At 73.2% G+C, this 19,018-nt stretch carries 14 protein-coding genes; 6 read left to right on the forward strand and 8 right to left on the reverse strand.

Annotation, left to right across the window (positions count from 1 at the left end):
* Window positions 1-490: 490 nt before the first annotated feature.
* The 5 genes from ACIF6L_RS29945 to ACIF6L_RS29965 form a co-directional block, all read right to left on the reverse strand.
* The gene (locus ACIF6L_RS29945) at window positions 491-1,801 is read right to left on the reverse strand and encodes a DUF58 domain-containing protein (protein ID WP_396490704.1); all 1,311 of its coding nucleotides are present in this window, start codon (window positions 1,799-1,801) and stop codon (window positions 491-493) included.
* Window positions 1,802-1,839: 38 nt separating this feature from the next.
* Complete coding sequence (locus tag ACIF6L_RS29950) at window positions 1,840-2,760, reverse strand: MoxR family ATPase (RefSeq protein WP_329492121.1); 921 nt, start codon at window positions 2,758-2,760, stop codon at window positions 1,840-1,842.
* A 92-nt stretch (window positions 2,761-2,852) separates the two neighbouring features.
* On the reverse strand, window positions 2,853-4,106 hold the full coding sequence (locus ACIF6L_RS29955) for a DUF4350 domain-containing protein (protein ID WP_396490703.1): 1,254 nt from the start codon (window positions 4,104-4,106) through the stop codon (window positions 2,853-2,855).
* Window positions 4,103-4,774, reverse strand: a complete 672-nt coding sequence (locus ACIF6L_RS29960) for a DUF4129 domain-containing protein (protein ID WP_359809197.1) — start codon at window positions 4,772-4,774, stop codon at window positions 4,103-4,105. Before ACIF6L_RS29960 ends, ACIF6L_RS29955 begins: the two co-directional genes overlap by 4 nt.
* A 5-nt stretch (window positions 4,775-4,779) precedes the next feature.
* Window positions 4,780-5,985, reverse strand: coding sequence for a hypothetical protein (locus ACIF6L_RS29965; protein ID WP_396490702.1), 1,206 nt, complete (start codon window positions 5,983-5,985; stop codon window positions 4,780-4,782).
* 310 nt (window positions 5,986-6,295) lie between these two features.
* On the opposite strand from ACIF6L_RS29965, the gene mtrA reads away from it, so the two are divergent.
* The 3 genes from mtrA to ACIF6L_RS29980 are packed head-to-tail and all read left to right on the forward strand — an operon-like array spanning window position 6,296 to window position 10,965.
* On the forward strand, window positions 6,296-6,973 hold the full coding sequence (gene mtrA / locus ACIF6L_RS29970) for an MtrAB system response regulator MtrA (RefSeq protein WP_030061806.1): 678 nt from the start codon (window positions 6,296-6,298) through the stop codon (window positions 6,971-6,973).
* Window position 6,974: 1 nt separating this feature from the next.
* Window positions 6,975-9,113: an MtrAB system histidine kinase MtrB gene (gene mtrB / locus ACIF6L_RS29975; RefSeq protein ID WP_396490701.1), complete on the forward strand. Its 2,139-nt coding sequence runs from the start codon at window positions 6,975-6,977 to the stop codon at window positions 9,111-9,113.
* Window positions 9,091-10,965, forward strand: coding sequence for an LpqB family beta-propeller domain-containing protein (locus ACIF6L_RS29980; protein WP_396490700.1), 1,875 nt, complete (start codon window positions 9,091-9,093; stop codon window positions 10,963-10,965). The genes mtrB and ACIF6L_RS29980 overlap by 23 nt, the downstream gene beginning before the upstream one ends.
* 102 nt (window positions 10,966-11,067) lie before the next feature.
* Here ACIF6L_RS29980 and ACIF6L_RS29985 read toward each other — a convergent pair whose 3' ends face one another.
* Window positions 11,068-11,829, reverse strand: coding sequence for a ComF family protein (locus tag ACIF6L_RS29985; protein ID WP_396490699.1), 762 nt, complete (start codon window positions 11,827-11,829; stop codon window positions 11,068-11,070).
* A 369-nt stretch (window positions 11,830-12,198) separates the two neighbouring features.
* Between ACIF6L_RS29985 and hpf the strand changes: the two genes are divergently transcribed.
* A complete protein-coding gene (gene hpf, locus ACIF6L_RS29990) occupies window positions 12,199-12,891 on the forward strand; it encodes a ribosome hibernation-promoting factor, HPF/YfiA family (RefSeq protein WP_396490698.1) in 693 nt (230 codons plus the stop codon).
* 268 nt (window positions 12,892-13,159) lie between these two features.
* Window positions 13,160-13,918 carry a response regulator transcription factor gene (locus ACIF6L_RS29995; RefSeq protein WP_329487903.1) on the forward strand — a complete coding sequence of 253 codons (759 nt, stop codon included), beginning with the start codon at window positions 13,160-13,162 and terminating at the stop codon, window positions 13,916-13,918.
* Between the two features lie 31 nt (window positions 13,919-13,949).
* Here ACIF6L_RS29995 and ACIF6L_RS30000 read toward each other — a convergent pair whose 3' ends face one another.
* A complete protein-coding gene (locus tag ACIF6L_RS30000; protein WP_396490697.1) occupies window positions 13,950-15,131 on the reverse strand; it encodes a winged helix-turn-helix domain-containing protein in 1,182 nt (393 codons plus the stop codon).
* Between the two features lie 141 nt (window positions 15,132-15,272).
* Window positions 15,273-15,863 carry a GNAT family N-acetyltransferase gene (locus tag ACIF6L_RS30005; protein WP_396490696.1) on the reverse strand — a complete coding sequence of 197 codons (591 nt, stop codon included), beginning with the start codon at window positions 15,861-15,863 and terminating at the stop codon, window positions 15,273-15,275.
* A gap of 251 nt (window positions 15,864-16,114) precedes the next feature.
* On the opposite strand from ACIF6L_RS30005, the gene secA reads away from it, so the two are divergent.
* On the forward strand, window positions 16,115-18,877 hold the full coding sequence (secA, locus tag ACIF6L_RS30010; protein ID WP_329487900.1) for a preprotein translocase subunit SecA: 2,763 nt from the start codon (window positions 16,115-16,117) through the stop codon (window positions 18,875-18,877).
* Window positions 18,878-19,018: the final 141 nt, after the last annotated feature.

Here is a 19,018-nt window from a genome sequence, read left to right on the forward strand (position 1 = left end):
GGAAGCTAAGCCTCACAGCGCCGATGGTACTGCAGGGGGGACCCTGTGGGAGAGTAGGACGCCGCCGAACAATCATTCCAAAGAACCCCCCGATCTACGGATCAGGGGGTTCTTTGCGTTTCCAGAGGCATTCTCCGGCGGCATTCGCGATGGGTGGCTGCGGCTCGCCGGGGACCATAAGGGCAAGCTTCGGGCCGCAGGCGGCACTTCGTTGCGGGGTCACCAGGCGCCGGTGGCGAGAGACGACAGCAAGCCCTGGGGGCAGGCAGGCCTCCTCGCTCGACCGCCAGCAGAGTAGAGGGCGGTTGGTGGCCACCACAGGGCACCAGGGACAGAGACCCTCCCCGAAGCGGCCGAAGCAGCCGAAGCGGTCGTCAGGGCGCCCGCTGACCGGACGTCCGTCCACGGGCAAGGCGTACGACTGAGCCCCCGCCACATCCGTGGCGGGGGCTCAGTCTTGCGGTCTCACACCGGCCGCACGGCCGGGGGCTCAGAGGCGGCCGGCGGCCTTGAGGGCGAGGTAGGTGTCGGCGAGGGCCGGGGCCACTGCGGTCGGCGGGGCGTCCAGGACGGTCACGCCGTGCCGGGTGAGCCGGTCCGCGGTGAGCCGGCGGTCGGCGCGGGTCTGCTCGGCGGCGGCCGCGCCGTACACGGCCTCGACGGTGCCGCGACCGGTGGCCAGTTCGTCCAGGTGGGGGTCGGCGACGGAGGCCAGAACCACTTCGTGGCGCTTGGTCAGCAGCGGGAGCAGCGGCAGCAGCCCGTCCTCGACCGGGGCCGCGTCGAGGCCCGTGAGCAGGACGATCAGGGAGCGGTGCGGCGCCATCTTGAGCGCGGTCGCCACCAGCGAGCGCATGTCGGTCTCGTAGAGGGCCGGTTCCAGGACAGCCATCGCGTTGGTGAAGGCCGGCAGGATCTCGCTGGGGGAGCGGCCGGCCACCGAGACGCGCTTGCGCAGGTCGTGGGCGAGCAGGTCGACCCGGTCGCCCGCCTTGGTGGCGAGCGCGGTGAGCAGCAGCGCGGCGTCGAGGGAGGCGTCCAGGCGGGGTGCGTCGCCGACGCGGCCGGCGGAGGTCCGGCCGGTGTCCAGGACGATCAGGATGTGCCGGTCGCGCTCGGGGCGCCAGGTGCGGACGGCGACGGTGTTCCGGCGGGCGCTGGCGCGCCAGTCGATGGAACGGATGTCGTCGCCGGGCAGGTACTCGCGCAGGGAGTCGAACTCGGTGCCCTGGCCCCGGGTCAGGACGGAGGTGCGGCCGTCGAGTTCGCGCAGCCGGGCGAGCCGGGACGGCAGGTGTTTGCGGCTGTTGAACGGCGGCAGGGCGCGGACCGTCCAGGGGACGAGGTGCGAGCCCTGCCGCCCGGCCAGTCCGAGCGGGCCGAGCGAACGGACCGTCACCCGCTGGGCGTGGTGGTCGCCGCGCCGGGTCGGGGTGAGCACGGTGGTGGCCCGGCGCCGCTCGCGGCCGGGAATGCGCAGGGTGTGCCGGGAGGCGGCGATCTCGGTGCCGCGCCGCCACGCGGACGGGGCCCAGGCGTCGCGGACGCGGCCTCTGAGCGGGCGGCCACTGGGGTTGGTGACGGTCAGTTCGACGGTGGCCGGCTCGCCGAGCCGGACGGTGGTGTCGCCGCCCCGGGTGATCCGCAGGCTGCGGACGGGGGCGGCGAGCACGAGGTCGACGACGACGGCGAGCAGGACCGTGCCGGTGACGGCCGCGATCCCGCCCCAGGACGGCAGGAGCAGGCCCACGACGAGCGCGCCGAGTGCGGCGAGCAGGGCGGTTCGCCCGGTGAGGGCCATGCGGTTGCGCTCCTTCGTGAACGGGGCGGGGCGGTCGGTCAGCGGGGGGCGGGCGTCTGGGCCAGGACCGCCTGGATGACGGAGTCGGCGGTGACGCCCTCCATCTCGGCCTCGGCGCGCAGCGCGACGCGGTGCCGCAGGGTCGGCAGGGCGAGTGCCTTGACGTCGTCGGGGGTGACGTAGTCGCGGCCGGCCAGCCAGGCCCAGGCGCGGGAGGCGCCGAGCAGGGCGGTGGCGCCACGGGGGGAGACGCCGATCGAGAGCGACGGGGACTGCCGGGTGGCCCGGCAGAGGTCGACGATGTAGGCGAGCACCTCGGGCGAGACGGTGAGCTTGGCGATCTGCTCGCGGGCGGCGGTGATGTGTTCGGGGCCGGCGACCGGGCGCACGCCGGCCGCGGCGAGGTTGCGCGGGTCGAAGCCGCCGGCGTGCCGGGCGAGGACCTGGAACTCCTGGTCGCGGTCGGGCAGCGGCAGGATCAGCTTGAGCAGGAAGCGGTCGAGCTGGGCCTCGGGCAGCGGGTAGGTGCCCTCGTACTCGACCGGGTTCTGGGTGGCGGCGACCAGGAACGGGACCGGCAGCGCGCGGGGCGAGCCGTCGACGGTGACCTGGTGCTCCTCCATGGCCTCCAGCAGGGCGGCCTGGGTCTTCGGCGGGGTGCGGTTGATCTCGTCGGCGAGCAGCAGGTTGGTGAAGACCGGGCCGGGCTGGAAGGAGAACTCGGCGGTGCGGGCGTCGTAGACGAGGGAGCCGGTGACATCGCCCGGCATCAGGTCGGGGGTGAACTGGATCCGCTTGGTGTCCAGGCTGAGCGCGGTGGACAGGGTGCGGATCAGCAGCGTCTTGGCGACGCCGGGGACGCCCTCCAGCAGCACGTGGCCGCCGCAGAGCAGGGCGACGACCAGGCCGGTGACGGCGGCGTCCTGGCCGACCACGGCCTTGGCGATCTCGGCGCGCAGGGCGGTGAGCGCCTGGCGCGGGTCGTCGGTGGTCCCGGGGGTGCCGGTCGCCGTGCCGGGGGTGGAGACGGGGGTGGCGGTGGCCTGTTCGGTCACGGCTTCCGTACCTGCCTTTCGAGGGCGTCGAGGTCGTCGGCGAGCCGCAGCAGCGCGGCGTCGTCGGTCGGGGGCGGGCCGTAGAGGAGGGCCCGTACGTCCCCGGCGGGTCGGTCGGGGAGGCGGTCGAGGACGGCCGCGCAGAGCGCGGTGGCGTCGGGTGCGCCGCCGGTGGGCGGCACGCCGAGGACGGGCGCGAGGCGGTGGGCGGCGGCGCGGCGCAGGGCGTCGGCGGCGCGGCCCCGGGCCCTGGCCCGGCGGTAGAGGCGGGCGCGGCCCTCGGTGGTCTCGGCGGCGCGGACCACGACGGGCAGGTTCTCGCTGATGACCGGGCCGAGCCGGCGGGCCCGCCAGAGCGCGGCCAGCAGGGTCGCGATGCCGAGCTGGACGGCGGCCCAGCGCCAGCCGTCGGGGATGTAGTCGGTGAACCGCTTGTCGCCGACGCTGTCGCCGAGCGGGGCGGTGTAGTCCGGCAGGTGCCAGGTGAGGCGGGGCTGGGAGCCGAGCAGGCCGAGCGCGAGCGAGGCGTTGCCGTCCTTCTTGATCAGCTCGTTGCTGAGGAAGTCACCGCTGCCGAGGACGACGACGTCGGTGCCCTGGCCGGTCCGGACGGCGACCAGCGGGTAGCCGTGGCCGCGCGGGTAGCAGCCCTCGCCGCGGCTGCCGGCGGTGTACAGCAGGCCGCCGAGGTGGGCGGTGCCGGCCCGGACGGCCTCGGTGAGCGCGCACTGGGCGGCGGTGCTGCGGACGGCGGCGTAGGGGGCGCCGCCGCCCTCCTCGGAGGGGCGGACGCCGGGGGCGAGCGCGCTGAGGGCCGCGGGGCCGGGGGAGACGAGGACCAGCCGGCCGTGCCGGGCGGCGGCGAGGGCGCGCAGCTGGTCGGGGCCGAGCAGGTCGGGTTCGGGGACGACGAGGGTGTCGTTGCCGGTGGAGCGGGCGGGGAGGTCGGCGGTGACGTCGACGTCGAGGCCCTGGCGCTGGAGCAGCGCGACGACGGCGTGGGAGCCGGAGGCGTCGTAGGAGCGCGGGTCGAGCGGGGGGTAGCGGCGGTCCTGGTTGAGCCCGGCCAGCACGGCGGCGGCGAGCAGCAGGAGCACGGCGGTGAGCAGGTACCAGCGGGAGCGGTGCCAGAGGCCGCGGCCGGTGGGCGCGAGGCTGCCGGCCGCGGCGGGCGCGGTCTGCGGCGGTGCGGCGGGCGGCGGCCCGCCGGGGGCCGGCGGAGCGGCCGGGCCGGGGGTGGGGCTGGTCATGCCGCTCCTCCCGCGGCCGGGGCGAACGCCGGGCGGGCGCGTTCCAGGGTCTGGTCGAGGTCGCGCAGCAGCTGGTACGCGGTGCGGTCGGCGGTGCGGTCGCCGTAGGCGATGTCGTCGAAGGTGCGGGCCGCGGCGCGGAGGGCGTCGGCGTGCGCCGGGAGGGCCCGGCCGGCCTCGGCGGCGGCTTCGTCGGCGGTGCGGCCGGGCCGGGCGTCGAGCAGGGTGCGCTCCTCCAGGGCCCGGACGAGGGCGCGCATCTGCTCGCGGACGGCCTCCGTCCACCGGCCGGCCGCGGCGTGCTGTTCGGCGTCGGCCCGGTACTGGTCGGCGCTGCGCGGTCCGGCGGTGCCGAAGACGTCGAGCACGGTGCGGGCGGCCCGCTTGGGCGCGCCGAACCGCCACCAGAGGGCGGCGGCGATCAGCACGGCGATCACCAGGAAGAGGATCAGTCCGGTGGTGCCGCTGGTGCCGTCGCCGGCGATGGTGGTGAGCGCGTCGTCGATCCGGTCCATGACCCAGTCGTAGACCCGCTGCTGCAGGCTCGGGTCGTGCCGGTGGTACTCCGCGTTGAGCAGTTCGTCGCGGGCGGCGTCGCGGGCCGGGTCCCGTGGAACGGTGACCGGGGCGCCGCTCGCCGCCAGCGTCCTCTCCCCCCAGTTCGGCATCCGGTTCAGAGCCTCGCCGGGTTCTGGCCGGCCTGGTCGCCCCAGCCGGTGCCGCCGTACTCGGTCAGGCCCGCGGCGCGGGCGAGCTCGATGTCCAGGGCCTCGCGCCGGATCCGCTGGTCGACGTAGAGCAGCACGCCGATGGTGGCGGTGAACGGGATGGTGACGGTGGAGGCGATCACGCCGGCGATCGCGGTGGTGATCAGGACGGCGGTGGGCAGGGTGGCCGGGTCGCCCGCGTCGACCTGGCCGACGAGGTCGTCGAAGCCGAGGGCCAGGCCGACGATCGTGAACGGCACGCTGATGATGCCGGCGACGATGCCGGCCAGGACCTGGCTGAGGAGGTTGATCCCGAACAGCCGCCACCAGGAGCCGCGGACCAGCCGGCGCGAGCGGGAGAGCGCCGTGATGACGCCCTGCTTCTCCAGCATCAGGGCGGGGGCGGCCAGGCTGAGCTGGATCCAGATCCAGATCGCGACCGGGATGCTGAGCAGGCCGACCACGAAGAGCAGGCCCGCGATGGCGGGTTCGTCCGCGCCGGTCAGCAGGTAGCCGATCATCGGGGCGAAGCCGATCAGCACCACGCCGGCGCCGATCAGGGCGGTCAGCAGGGTGAGGCCGGTCAGCTGGAGCAGCCGGGGGCGGGCGTCCCGCCAGGCGTCGCGGATGGTGGCGGACTGCCCGAGGATGGCGCGGCTCACCACCATGGTCAGCAGGGCGGCGGCGACCACGCTGAGCAGCATGGTCACCGGCAGGCTCACCAGGGCGGAGATCACCGGGGTGAGGTCGCCGGTGTCGCCCCGCACGGCCAGCTGGGTGCCGGTGACGGCGGCCTGCTCGACGACGGCGACGCCGAGCGAGAGGCCGAGCGTCGTGCGCCAGTGCGTGCGGATGGTGGAGACGGCTCCGTCGAGGATCTCGCCGAGGCCGAGCGGGCGGAGCGGGATGATGCCCGGCTTGGGGCTGACCGGGGCGCCCCAGCCGTACTGGCCGTGGGGGCCGTGGGGGCCGTGGGGGCCGTGCGGGCCCTGGCCGCCGTACTGGGGGCCGCCCGGTCCGGGGCCGCCGTAGCCGGCGCCCCAGGCGGGGGGCGCGGCCTGGGGTGGTACCGACGGCCCGGGCGCGGCGGCGGACGTGTCGGCCGGGGGCCGGTTGTCGTCGCGGGACGGCTCGGACGAGCTGGGCGAGGCCCAGCCCGGGGTGTCGGTCATCACTGCTCCTCGGAGGGGCGTCAGGGTTCGCGGGGCCGGGTGGATCTTCACCCGCGCGCAGCGCCCATCGTGCCATGGTGGTCGGACGGCCCCCAGGGGTATCCGGTTGCTGAACGGCAACGGGAGGCCGTCGGGCGGGCGGGACGAGGTCCGGACGCGGCCCGGGGGTGACCGGTGGGGCCGGAGGGGCCGGTTCGGGCCAGGTCATTCGTCCGGTATGGCCGGAATTCGCCGGGCTGCCACTTGGCCGTTCTGGAGCAAAGGGACTGCTGTGCGGCAGGTCACAATCCGGTAATGAGAAGATGGACGCATGAAGGGACGCGTCCTCGTCGTTGATGACGACTCCGCACTGGCCGAGATGCTCGGCATTGTGCTGCGTGGTGAGGGTTTTGAGCCGTTTTTCGTCGCGGATGGGGACAAGGCACTAGCTGCGTTCCGGGAGACCAAGCCCGATCTGGTCCTGCTGGACCTGATGCTGCCCGGACGGGACGGCATCGATGTCTGCAGGCAGATCCGGGCGGAGTCCGGCATCCCGATCGTCATGCTGACCGCGAAGACCGACACGGTCGACGTCGTGGTCGGTCTGGAATCGGGTGCCGATGACTATGTCACCAAGCCGTTCAAGCCCAAGGAGCTGGTGGCCCGGGTACGTGCCCGACTTCGCCGTGCCGAGGAGCCGACTCCCGAGCAGCTGACCATCGGCGATCTGGTGATCGACGTGGCCGGCCACTCCGTCAAGCGGGACGGCCGGGGCATCCCGCTGACCCCGCTGGAGTTCGACCTGCTCGTCGCACTGGCCCGCAAGCCCTGGCAGGTGTTCACCCGGGAGGTGCTGCTGGAGCAGGTCTGGGGCTACCGCCACGCGGCGGACACCCGACTGGTCAACGTCCACGTCCAGCGGCTCCGGTCCAAGATCGAGAAGGACCCGGAGCGTCCCGAGATCGTGGTGACCGTCCGTGGCGTCGGCTACAAGGCCGGACCCAGCTGACGTGACGTACCAGGCTGACGACACCCCGTCGGAGTCCTCGACCGACGGGGGCTCCGCCGTGCGCGGCGACGTGCTGAGCTCGACCACGCGCAGCCGCCGCCGTCGAGGGCCCGCGGCACTGCTCGCGCCGGTGACCCGTCAGCTGCGCCGGCCCCTGCACCGGGTTTCGGCGCTGTACCGCCGTTCCATCCAGCTGCGGGTGGTCGCGGCCACCCTGATGCTCTCCGTCGTGGTGGTCCTGGTCCTGGGCGTGGTGGTGGTGGCCCAGGTGCGCAACGGACTGCTGGGCACCAAGCGGGACTCGGCGCACAGCCAGGCCCGGGCCGGCTTCCAGACCGAGCAGAAGAAGATCGACGAGGCCAAGGACCTGCGGCTCAAGGTCGGCGCACCCGCCGACCAGGCCGTCGAGGAGACCGGTACCTGGCTGCTCAACCAGGTCGGCGACCTCGCGGCCAGCGGCCAGAACGTCTACTCGGTGATCGCGGTGGTGCGCGGCGGCAAGACGGTCTCGCCGGAGACGGCCGGCCTCGGACCGCGCTACACCGGTGACATCTCGCCGGTCAGCATCCCCGACACGCTGCGGGCCAGGGTCTCGGCGGAGCCCGGCCAGATCTTCGACCAGCCGACGCGGATCCACCGCGTGGACGGCGCTGGGCGGACCGAGCCCGGACTGGCCATCGGCATGCAGTTCACCGGCCCCAACGGCGTCTCCTACGAGCTGTACTACATCTTCTCCTTCGGCCAGGAGACGGACACCCTCGACCTGGTCACCGGGACCCTCGCCACGGCCGGGGTCTTCGTGGTGATCCTGATGGGCGGGATCGCCTGGCTGGTGGTGCGCCAGGTGGTCACCCCGGTCCGGATGGCCGCCGGGATCTCGGAGCGGCTGGCCGCGGGCCACCTGGAAGAGCGGATGAAGGTCACCGGGACGGACGACATCGCCCGCCTCGGCGAGTCCTTCAACCGGATGGCGAACGCGCTGCAGGCGCAGATCCGCCAGCTGGAGGAGCTCTCCCGGGTGCAGCGGCGGTTCGTCTCCGACGTCTCGCACGAGCTGCGCACCCCGCTGACCACCGTCCGGATGGCCGCCGACCTGATCTACGACAGCCGAGAGGACCTGGACCCGATGGCGGCCCGCTCGGCCGAGCTGCTCCAGGGCCAGCTGGACCGTTTCGAGTCGCTGCTCGCCGACCTGCTGGAGATCAGCCGCTTCGACGCCGGCGCCGCGATCCTGGACGCCGAGCCGGTCGACCTGCGCGAGATCGTCACCCGGGTGGTGGAGGCCGCCGACCCGCTGGCCCAGGCCAAGGGCAGCGCCGTGGTGATCCGCGGCGACGGCGAACCGGTGCTGGCGGAGGTCGACTCCCGCCGGATCGAGCGCATCCTGCGCAACCTGGTGGTCAACGCGCTGGAGCACGGCGAGGGCCGGGACGTCGTGGTCCGGCTGGGCTCGGCGGACGGCGCCGTCGCGGTCGGCGTGCGCGACTACGGCATCGGGCTCAAGCCCGGCGAGGCGTCCCGGGTCTTCCACCGCTTCTGGCGGGCCGACCCGTCCCGGGTGCGGACCACCGGCGGCACCGGCCTCGGGCTGTCCATCGCGGTCGAGGACGCGCACCTGCACGGCGGCTGGCTGCAGGCCTGGGGCGAGCCCGGCGGTGGCTCGCACTTCCGGCTCACCCTGCCGCGCACCCGCGGCGGCGACATCAACCGGGCACCGTTCCGGCTGGAGCCGGAGGACTCGCGCAACAACCGGGGCCTCGGCTCGTACGGCGTGCCGTACCGCCGGGCGATCCGGCCGGGCGGCGCCACCGCGCTGACCGCCACCGACGAGCCGGCCGTCCCGGAGACCCCGGAGGGCTCCGGGGGCAGTGGGTTCGGCAGCGGCCTCGGCGGCGTACTGAGCATCGGCCCGGGCCTGGGCACCAGTCGGCTGCCCCAGGGCCCGCGGGCCGACCCCTCGGACGTCCGGACCGCCGGCGCCGGGTACGGTGCCACCGGAGCCCAGGTGATGGTGGACCCGACGCCCGGCTGGCCGTCGGTGGCACAGCGGACGGCGGAACCGGGCCCGGCGGAGGCCGGGCACGGCACGGCCGGGACGGACACGGAGGGGTCGCAGCGTGCGAGGGACGAGCGGGACTGAGCCGCGGCTGGCCGCGGTGGCCGGCGTGGTGCTGGGCACCCTGCTGGCCGGCGGCTGCGCGGCCATGCCGGACTCCGGCGGCGTCAGCAAGGTCGAACTGGCGCAGGACTCGGTGGACAAGAACCTGCAGGTCAGGGTCTTCCCGAAGGCGCCCGACAAGGGCGCCAAGCCGCGCGACCTGCTGGCCGGGTTCCTGGACGCCGTCACGGCGGACGAGAGCTACGACACCGCCCGGATGTACCTCACCGAGGAGGCGGCGGCGAAGTGGAAGCCGGACGAGCGCATCCAGGTGCTCTCCGCGACCCCGTCGCTGCCCGTCCAGACCCTGACCGAGGCCGACACCTCCTTCGCCGTCCCGGTGTCCGGCATGGTGGTGGCCGAGGTGGACGCCAAGCACTCGTACACCTTCCTGGACGGCCAGAAGGACGTGGACTTCCAGTTCTCGTTCGTCCGGGACAAGAAGAGCGGCGAGTGGCGGATCGACGCGCTGCCCGACGGCCTGCTCATCAACGAAACCAACTTCCGCAACAGTTACCGCCAGGTGGACCGCTTCTTCTACGCGGCCGACGACCCGTCCGCGGCCGCGACGCTGCGCTCCCCGGCCGTGCTGATCGCCGACCCGATCTACCTGCGGCGCCGAATAGACCCGCTGACCTCGGCCGCCAGGGCCGTGGTCGCCGGGCCGTCCGACTGGCTCTCGCCGGTGGCCCGGAGCGCCTTCCCGACCGGTACCGCCGTCGAGCGGGTGAGCGTCGACGAGGCCCGCACCGCCCACGTGGTGCTCACCGGTGTCGACCTCGGCGGCGCGATGCTCTGCAAGCGGATGGCCACTCAGCTCTTCTACACCCTCGCCGACCAGGGCAAGGGGCAGGTGGACAGGCTGGACCTGAAGGGCCCGCGCAACAGCGGCTGCCAGGCGACCCGCGGCGACCTCCCGCAGACCGGACCGGGCGCGCTGACCGGGGCCGGCTCCCAGCGGCAGTTCTTCCAGCGGGCCGACAACGGCGTCCTGACCGAGGCTCAGGAGACCGGCGACGGCAGCCCGGTGCGCGGCCCGCTGGGCCGTCCGCAACCGGCCGGCCGGGACCCGCTCGGCACGATCGCGGTGGCCCGGGACGGCGAGCGGGCCGCGGCGATCGGCGGCAGGGGCCACCAGCTCTACACGGTGCCGCTGGCGGACGGCGTGCAGGCCATGCCCGAGCCGGTGCTCACCACCCCCGTCCGCACCGGGCAGAAGGACGAGGACGGCCTGACCTCGCCCAGCTGGGACGGCCGCGGCGACCTCTGGGTGGTGGACCGCGACCCGCAGAACCGGCGGGTGGTGATGGTGCGCGGCAACCAGCCCCCGGTCCCGGTGCCGGTGGACAGCCCCGACGGGCAGGTGCTGCAGGACCTCAAGATCTCTTCGGACGCCGTCCGGATCGCCCTGGTGTTCAAGGACCAGCGCGGGGCGCAGTCGCTCTGGCTCGGTCTGGTGGTGCACGGCGGCACCAAGGACGCCCCGACCGCGCGGATCACCGGACTGCGCCGGGTGGCCCCCGCGATCACCGAGGTCTCCTCGGTGTCCTGGGCGGAGGCCGACCAGCTGCTGGTGCTGGGCAAGGAGAAGGGCCGCCTCCAGCAGCTGCACTACATCAGTACGGACGGCTCGCAGAGCAGCGAGGCCCCGCCCCAGGGCGGCGAGGGGATGGCCTCGGCCCAGGCCTCGGAGGCGCCCGCCGACACCATGGACCAGGCTCCGCCGGTGCTCGCGCGGCAGGGCACCGACGGCAAGATCTACCGGCTGGTCAACAGCCAGTGGCGTGAGCTCGTCCTGAACTTCCGGGCGTCCTCCTTCATCTATCCCGGCTGAGCGGGCGGTTCGGTCCCGGCTTCGTCTATCCCGGCTGAGCCGGCGGTCCGGTCCCGGCTGAGCGGGCGGTTCGGTCCCGGCTTCGTCCGAGCTGGTCCGGGGCTACCGGGGGCGGGGCCCACCGCAGGGGTGGGACGCCCGGCCGGCGGGCCGGTGCGGGACGGCGGCCGCGACGGTGGCGGCCGCCTTCGGCGGGAGCCCGGCCGACGCCAGCGCCCGAGCGGCCTCGGCGAGGCTGGCCCCCGTGGTCACCAGGTCGTCCACCAGGACCGGCCGGCGGCCGGTCAGCCGGCGGTCCGCCCGCGGCAGGACGGTGAGCGCGCCGTGCAGGTTGCGCCGGCGCTCGGTGGCGGTGAGGCCGGCCTGGTCCGCGACCGGCCGGGTGTGCCGCAGCAGGGCCGCCGCCCTGGCGTCCACTCCGGCCCGGCGCAGTGACCGGGCGGCCGCGCCGGCCAGCCGCAGCGTCGGATCGTGCCCGCGGGCGCGGACGGCGGAACGGGCCGAGGGCATCGGGACCAGCAGCAGCGGGCTCAGCCCCGCGCGCGGCCCGAGCGAGGAGCGCACGGCCCGGGCGAGTGCTTCGCCGAGCGGCCCGGCGAGGTGCAGCGCGCCGCGCTCCTTGTGGGCGAGCAGCAGCTGCCGGACCGGTCCGGCGTACGGGGCGGCGGCGTGCACCCAGGGCAGCGCGGTGGGGCCGGGCCGGGCGGCGGCCAGGGCGTGCCGGCAGGCCGGGCAGAGCTGGGTGCGGTCGGCGCCGCAGCCGGCGCAGCGGGCGGGCAGCAGCACCTCCAGCAGACCGGCCAGTGCGTGGCCGAACGGCCCTTGGGCGGACCGTGGACGGGTGGGGACGGCGGTGGGCGGCACGGCTGCTCCTGGCGGCGGCAGGCACGGAGAGTGAGCACAGGATGCGCCGTACGGGGGGTGTTGTCCAGGTATTTACCCATGCTTCACTCGCAAGAGGGTAGACAGGGTGCAACAGCTTGACCGCCAGCCCACCGCCTCGGGTCGTACCCGTATTCCCGTTTGGGGAGGCGAAAACCCCGTGTGAGGTGTTCGATGAGGCTCCAGGGGGTTTCAACCGTCCCTGGTGGGGAGGAAGTGAGGTGAGGGCCAGTCGCTTTCGTCGCTCGCGGCGGAGGTGGAGGGTCAGCAGCGAATTGGCTGGTCCGGCTGGGTCTCAGCCCGATCCGGTAGCACCCGGATCGGCGTCAGCACGAGGGATCGGAGTTCTGCGTGGACATCGTCGTCAAGGGCCGCAAGACCGAGGTGCCCAAGAGGTTCCGCGAGCACGTGGCCGAGAAGCTGGAGAAGGTCCAGAAGTTCGACGGCAAGGTGATCAGCCTCGACGTCGAGGTGTCCAAGGAGCACAACCCGCGTCAGGCCGACCGGTCCGAGCGGGTGGAGATCACTCTCCGTACCCGCGGTCCGGTGATCCGGGCCGAGGCCGCCGCCGGCGACCCGTACGCGGCGCTCGACCTGGCTTCGGCGAAGCTCGACGCGCAGCTGCGCAAGTCCGCGGACCGGCGCCGGGTGCACAAGGGCGGCAACGGCCGTACTCCCATCAGCGTCGCCGAGGCGACCGCGGCCCTGGCCGCGCTGCCCGAGACGACCAAGCCGGAGAGCGAGACCAACGGGGCCGTCCGCAAGACCATGATGGGATCCCTGGAAGTGGAGGGCGAAGGCCCGCTGGTGGTCCGGGAGAAGACCCACCCGGCCGCCCCCATGGCGCTGGACCAGGCGCTCTACGAGATGGAACTGGTCGGCCACGACTTCTACCTGTTCGTGGAGAAGGACAGCGGCCTGCCGAGCGTCGTCTACCGCCGGCACGGTTACCACTACGGAGTCATCCACCTGAAGGCCGACGGAACGACCGGGCCGGGTGGCGGTGCCGGCGGCGCCATCGGCGGCGCCGACGACGAGGACTGACCGTCCGAGCGGTGTGGGAGTGGTGACCCCGGTGGCGCTGCCGCCGGGGTCACCGGCGTTCGGGGGGCGTTCCGGGCGCGTTCGGGGGTGTTCCGTGGCGTTCGGGGCTGCTCCGGAGCGGGTGCCGGGCCGGTCCGGGCCGGTGACCGGCCGATTCCGGGCGCCGGGAGGTCACCCGGTGCGAGGGAATCGGCATCGGAGGGTGATCGGAGGACGCCTGCGGCGTGGAATGATTGGCGAACGACGACCGGCGACGGGGGAGGAGCGGATGGGGGATCACTTCGGGCTGGGGCCCGGTGCGGGGCCGGTCGGGGGGGTGGCGCGAGGGTCGGGGGAGGACCTCGACTACGCCCCGCGCCGGAGGGAGCCGATCCGCGTCCTGGTGGTGGACGACCACGCGCTGTTCCGCCGCGGCCTGGAGATCGTGCTCGCCGAGGAGGAGGACATCACCGTCGTCGGTGAGGCGGGGGACGGCGCGGAGGCCGTGCTCAAGGCCGCCGACCTGCTGCCCGACATCATTCTGATGGATGTTCGGATGCCCCGTCGCAGCGGGATCGAGGCCTGCACCGCGATCAAGGACGTGGCCCCCAGCACCAAGATCATCATGCTGACGATAAGCGACGAGGAAGCCGACCTCTACGAGGCGATCAAGGCGGGTGCCACCGGGTACCTGCTCAAGGAGATCTCCACCGACGAGGTGGCCACCGCGATCCGGGCGGTCGCCGACGGCCAGTCGCAGATCAGCCCGTCGATGGCCTCCAAGCTGCTCACCGAGTTCAAGTCGATGATCCAGCGCCGCTCCGACGACCGGGACCTCGTGCCCGCACCCCGGTTGACCGACCGGGAGTTGGAAGTGCTGAAGCTGGTGGCGACCGGGATGAACAACCGGGAGATCGCCAAGGAGCTGTTCATCAGCGAGAACACCGTGAAGAACCACGTGCGCAACATCCTGGAGAAGCTCCAGCTGCACTCCCGGATGGAGGCCGTGGTCTACGCGATGCGGGAGAAGATCCTCGAAATAGGGTGACGGCGGAGCCCGTCGCGGGCCCGGTGCCGGCTCAGTCGGCGAGCAGCTTCTCCAGCGCCGGGCGCATCGCCTCGTCGTGCAGCGCCTCCACCCGGACGCTGTCGCAGCCCACCCATGCGGCCGCCTCGCGCAGCGCGGTCGCCAGCGCCCCGACGTGCCGCGCGGAGTCCAGCGAGACCTGACGGGCCACCAGGGTGCCGCCCGCCCGGGCCGGATCGACCCGGCCGACCAGCTGCCCGCCGGCCAGCAGCGGCATCGCGAAGTAGCCGTGCACCCGCTTGTGCTTGGGGGTGTAGGCCTCCAGCCGGTGCGTCATGCCGAAGATCCGCTCGGTGCGCGAGCGGTCCCAGATCAGCGAGTCGAACGGCGAGAGCAGCGTGGTGCGGTGCCGGCCGCGCGGGGCGGTGGCGAGTGCGGCCGGATCGGCCCAGGCCGCGGCGGGGGCGCCGGCCGGGCCCCAGCCCGCGACCCGCACCGGGACCAGGCCGGAGTCGGCGAGCACCGCGTCCAGCTGCTCGGCCTTCAGGCGGTGGTAGTCGAGCAGATCGGCCCGGGTGGCCACGCCGAGCGCGGCGCCGGCCTGGGCGACCAGGGTGCGCAGGCAGTCCTCGTCGGTCGGCTCCGCCTCGAACAGCTCGGTGGGGATGGCCTGTTCGGCCAGCGCGTAGACCCGCTTCCAGCTCCGGCGCTCGGTGCAGACCACGTCCCCGAAGGCCAGGGCCCGCTCCACCGCGATCTTGGTGTCGGACCAGTCCCACCAGTCGGCCGTCTTCTTGGCGCCGCCCAGCTCGGTCGAGGTGAGCGGCCCCTCGTCGCGCAGCTTGGCCAGGACGGCGCGGTAGGTGGCGGCGTCCACCTGCATGCCCCAGACGTGGGCGCGCTCGCGGTAGCGCCGGCGGCGGAACGCGAAGAGCGGCCACTCCTCGATCGGCAGGATGCAGGCCGCGTGCGACCAGTACTCGAAGCTCGCTCCCGACGCCCAGTAGGCCGCGTCGACGGCGGGCCGGCCGACGGCGCCGAGCCGGGCGTACGGGACCAGCTCGTGCGAGCGGGCCAGCACCGAGATGGTGTCGAGCTGGACGGCGCCGAGGTGGCGCAGCACTCCGCGGACGCCGCCCCGGCGGTCCGGCGCGCCGAGCAGGCCCTGTGCGCGCAGGGCGATCCGGCGGGCCTCGTCGGCGCCGAGGGTCGTGGCGGGAGTCATGACGGTCATGTCGGCGAGCGTAGACCGCGGCACCGACAACGCCCCGGCCCGGAAGGACCGGGTGCCGGGGCGTGGTCGGCGGCCGCCGGCGGGGTGTGGCGGCGGGGCGGGGCCTCGGAGCCGGGGTACGGAGTCGGGGTACGGGGCCGCTCAGTCCGCGAGGTCGGTGGCGAGGTCGGTGGCGAGCAGCCCGCCGACCCAGGAGTCGCGGAACTCGCCGCGCTGCTCGGCGTACGAGCGCAGGGTGCCCTCGAAGCGGAAGCCGACCTTCTCGGCGACCGCGCGGGAGCCCTCGTTGCCCACGTACGCCGTCCACTCCAGCCGGCGCAGGCCCAGCTCGGTGATCGCGTGGTGGGCGACCGCGCGGGCGGCCTCGACGGTGTACCCGCGGCCGCGGTGCTCCCGGGTGGCCCACCAGCCGACCTCGGCGGTCCCCGGCCTGCCCGGGACGCGGACCAGCCCCTGGGCGCCGACCAGGGCGCCACCGGCGCGCTCGACCACGCACCAGACGAGGTTCTCGCCGGTGCGACGGCCGTTCACGGCCAGGTCGTTGACGAAGTACTCCGCGTCCTCGCGGCGGTACGGGCTGGGAACGACCGTCCAGCGCTGGATCTCCGGGTCCTGGCAGGCCTCGAAGATCGCGTCCAGGTCGGATTCCCGGGGCGGTCGCAGGAACAGCCGCTCGGTGACCAGGAGGCCCGGAACGGAGTCGGGCGCGGTGGGCTCGGTGTGCTCTGCCATGAACGGATTATTCCGTGCAGAAAGGAAAGCGGGCATCCGAATAACCGGCTCGACCGCTCAACCGCCCGGGCAGCTGACCGTTTTGCCCCGGTGGGCGATGCTATCGGGCCATGTGCCCGCACGGGTGACACGGGAATAGCGTGCTGACGCACCTCCCGGGGTGTTGGACTCCTCGCATACGATGGCCCGTGCGGTGGGGTAAACCCGTCGTGCAGTCGTCCAGTGCCAATACAGGCAAGGAGCCCGCTCAAGTGTCCGTCTTCGACAAGATCCTGCGCGCCGGCGAAGGCAAGATCCTTCGCAAGCTGCAGCGGATTGCTGCCCAGGTCAACTCCATCGAAGAGGACTTCGTCAACCTCACCGACGCCGAGCTGCGCGCGCTGACCGACGAGTACAAGCAGCGGATCGCGGACGGTGAGTCCCTGGACGACATCCTCCCCGAGGCGTTCGCGACCGTCCGCGAGGCCGCCCGGCGAGTGCTCGGGCAGCGGCACTACGACGTCCAGATCATGGGCGGCGCCGCGCTGCACTTCGGCTACGTCGCCGAGATGCGCACCGGTGAGGGCAAGACCCTGGTCGGCACCCTGCCCACCTACCTCAACGCACTGACCGGCAAGGGCGTCCACCTGATCACGGTCAACGACTACCTCGCCGAGCGCGACTCGGAGTGGATGGGCCGGGTGCACCGCTTCCTCGGCCTCGAAGTCGGCGTGATCCTGGGCAACATGACGCCCGCCGAGCGCAAGCGCCAGTACGCGATGGACATCACGTACGGCACCAACAACGAGTTCGGCTTCGACTACCTGCGCGACAACATGGCCTGGTCGAAGGACGAACTCGTCCAGCGCGGCCACAACTTCGCGGTGGTCGACGAGGTCGACTCGATCCTCATCGACGAGGCCCGTACCCCGCTGATCATCTCCGGCCCGGCGGACCAGGCGACCAAGTGGTACGCCGACTTCGCCAAGCTGGTGCAGCGCCTGAAGATCGAGCGCGACTACGAGGTCGACGAGAAGAAGCGCACCGTCGGCGTGCTGGAGGAGGGTGTCACCCGGGTCGAGGACTACCTCGGCATCGACAACCTCTACGAGTCGGTGAACACCCCGCTGGTCGGCTTCCTGAACAACGCCATCAAGGCCAAGGAGCTGTACAAGCGGGACAAGGACTACGTCGTGATGAACGGCGAGGTCATGATCGTCGACGAGCACACCGGCCGCATCCTGGCCGGGCGCCGCTACAACGAGGGCATGCACCAGGCGATCGAGGCGAAGGAGGGGGTGGAGGTCCAGAACGAGAACCAGACGCTGGCCACCATCACCCTGCAGAACTTCTTCCGCCTGTACGACAAGCTTTCCGGAATGACCGGTACCGGTACCACCGAGGCCGCCGAGTTCCACCAGATCTACAAGCTCGGCGTGGTGCCCATTCCGACCAACCGGGACCCGCTGCGCATCGACCAGCCCGACCTGATCTACAAGTCGGAGCCGGCCAAGTTCGCCGCCGTGGTCGAGGACATCGCCGAGAAGCACGAGAAGGGCCAGCCGGTGCTGGTCGGCACCGTGTCGGTGGAGAAGTCCGAGTACCTGTCGCAGGAGCTGCGCAAGCGCGGCATCCCGCACGAGGTGCTGAACGCCAAGCACCACGAGCGCGAGGCGCAGATCGTCGCGCAGGCGGGCCGCAAGGGCGCCGTGACCGTCGCCACCAACATGGCCGGCCGTGGCACCGACATCATGCTCGGCGGCAACTCCGACCACCTCGCCGCGGCCGAGCTGGCCCAGCGCGGCATCACCCCGGTGGACACCCCGGAGGAGTACGAGGAGGCGTTCCCGGCCGCGCTGGAGAAGGCCAAGGCGTCCGTGAAGGCGGAGCAGGACGAGGTCAAGGCGGCCGGTGGCCTCTACGTCCTCGGCACCGAGCGGCACGAGTCCCGCCGGATCGACAACCAGCTGCGCGGCCGTTCCGGCCGTCAGGGCGACCCGGGCGAGTCCCGCTTCTACCTGTCGCTCGGCGACGACCTGATGCGCCTGTTCAAGGCCGGCATGGTCGAGCGCGTGCTCTCGATGGCCAACGTGCCCGAGGACGTGCCGATCGAGTCCAAGATGGTCACCCGCGCCATCGCCTCGGCGCAGACCCAGGTCGAGCAGCAGAACTTCGAGATCCGCAAGAACGTCCTCAAGTACGACGAGGTGCTGAACCGCCAGCGCGAGGTCATCTACGGCGAGCGCCGCCGGGTCCTGGAGGGCGAGGACCTGCAGGAGCAGGTCGGCCACTTCATGGACGACACCGTCGAGGCGTACGTCAAGGCGGCCACCGGCGAGGGCTACGAGGACGACTGGGACCTCGACAAGCTCTGGACGGCGCTGAAGCAGCTCTACCCCGTCACCCTGGACCTGGAGCAGCTGGAGGAGGACGCCGGCGGCACGGCCGGACTCACCCCGGAGTTCCTCACCAAGGTCATCCAGGAGGACATCCAGGGGCAGTACGGCGCCCGCGAGGACCAGCTCGGCGCGGAGATCATGCGCGAGCTGGAGCGCCGGGTCGTCCTCTCGGTGCTGGACCGCCGCTGGCGCGAGCACCTCTACGAGATGGACTACCTCCAGGAGGGCATCGGCCTGCGGGCCATGGCGCAGCGCGACCCGCTGGTCGAGTACCAGCGCGAGGGCTTCGACATGTTCACCGCCATGATGGAGGGCATCAAGGAGGAGTCCGTCGGCTACCTGTTCAACCTGGAGGTCCAGGTCGAGCAGCAGGTCGAGGAGGTGCCGGTCGAGGACGCCGAGGTGCTGCTCGACAAGCTGGAGAAGGACGCCGCCCGTCCGGAGATCAAGGCCAAGGGCCTGGAGGCCCCCAAGCCGCAGCGGCTGCACTACACGGCCCCCTCGGACGAGGTCGGTGGCGGTGTCGTCGAGGGTGACTTCGAGGACCTCGCGCCGGAGGACGAGGGCGACGGGCTGACCCGCGCCGAGCGCCGCAAGGCCGCCAAGTCGGCCAAGGGCCGCCGTCGCAAGAGCTGAGGCGGGGCCGGTCCGCCCGGTCCGCCGCCACGCAGGGCGCCACTCCCGCAGGGGGGTGGCGCCCTGCGGGATTGCGCCGGTGCCGCTGCCGGTGCCCACGGCGTCGGCGGGCCGGTCGGACCGTGGGGCGGGGTCGGACCG

Origin of the sequence: Kitasatospora sp. NPDC086009 (assembly GCF_044540385.1) — a bacterium.
Classification (GTDB): Bacteria; Actinomycetota; Actinomycetes; order Streptomycetales; family Streptomycetaceae; genus Kitasatospora.

Bases quoted from the DNA above. Each gene is read 5' to 3' on its own strand.
- ACIF6L_RS29945 (WP_396490704.1), bottom strand. From the start codon at position 1,801: ATGGCCCTCACCGGGCGAACCGCCCTGCTCGCCGCACTCGGCGCGCTC.
- ACIF6L_RS29955 (WP_396490703.1), bottom strand. From the start codon at position 4,106: ATGACCAGCCCCACCCCCGGCCCGGCCGCTCCGCCGGCCCCCGGCGGG.
- ACIF6L_RS29960 (WP_359809197.1), bottom strand. From the start codon at position 4,774: ATGCCGAACTGGGGGGAGAGGACGCTGGCGGCGAGCGGCGCCCCGGTC.
- ACIF6L_RS29965 (WP_396490702.1), bottom strand. From the start codon at position 5,985: ATGACCGACACCCCGGGCTGGGCCTCGCCCAGCTCGTCCGAGCCGTCC.
- mtrA (WP_030061806.1), top strand. From the start codon at position 6,296: ATGAAGGGACGCGTCCTCGTCGTTGATGACGACTCCGCACTGGCCGAG.
- ACIF6L_RS29995 (WP_329487903.1), top strand. From the start codon at position 13,160: ATGGGGGATCACTTCGGGCTGGGGCCCGGTGCGGGGCCGGTCGGGGGG.
- ACIF6L_RS30000 (WP_396490697.1), bottom strand. From the start codon at position 15,131: ATGACCGTCATGACTCCCGCCACGACCCTCGGCGCCGACGAGGCCCGC.
- ACIF6L_RS30005 (WP_396490696.1), bottom strand. From the start codon at position 15,863: ATGGCAGAGCACACCGAGCCCACCGCGCCCGACTCCGTTCCGGGCCTC.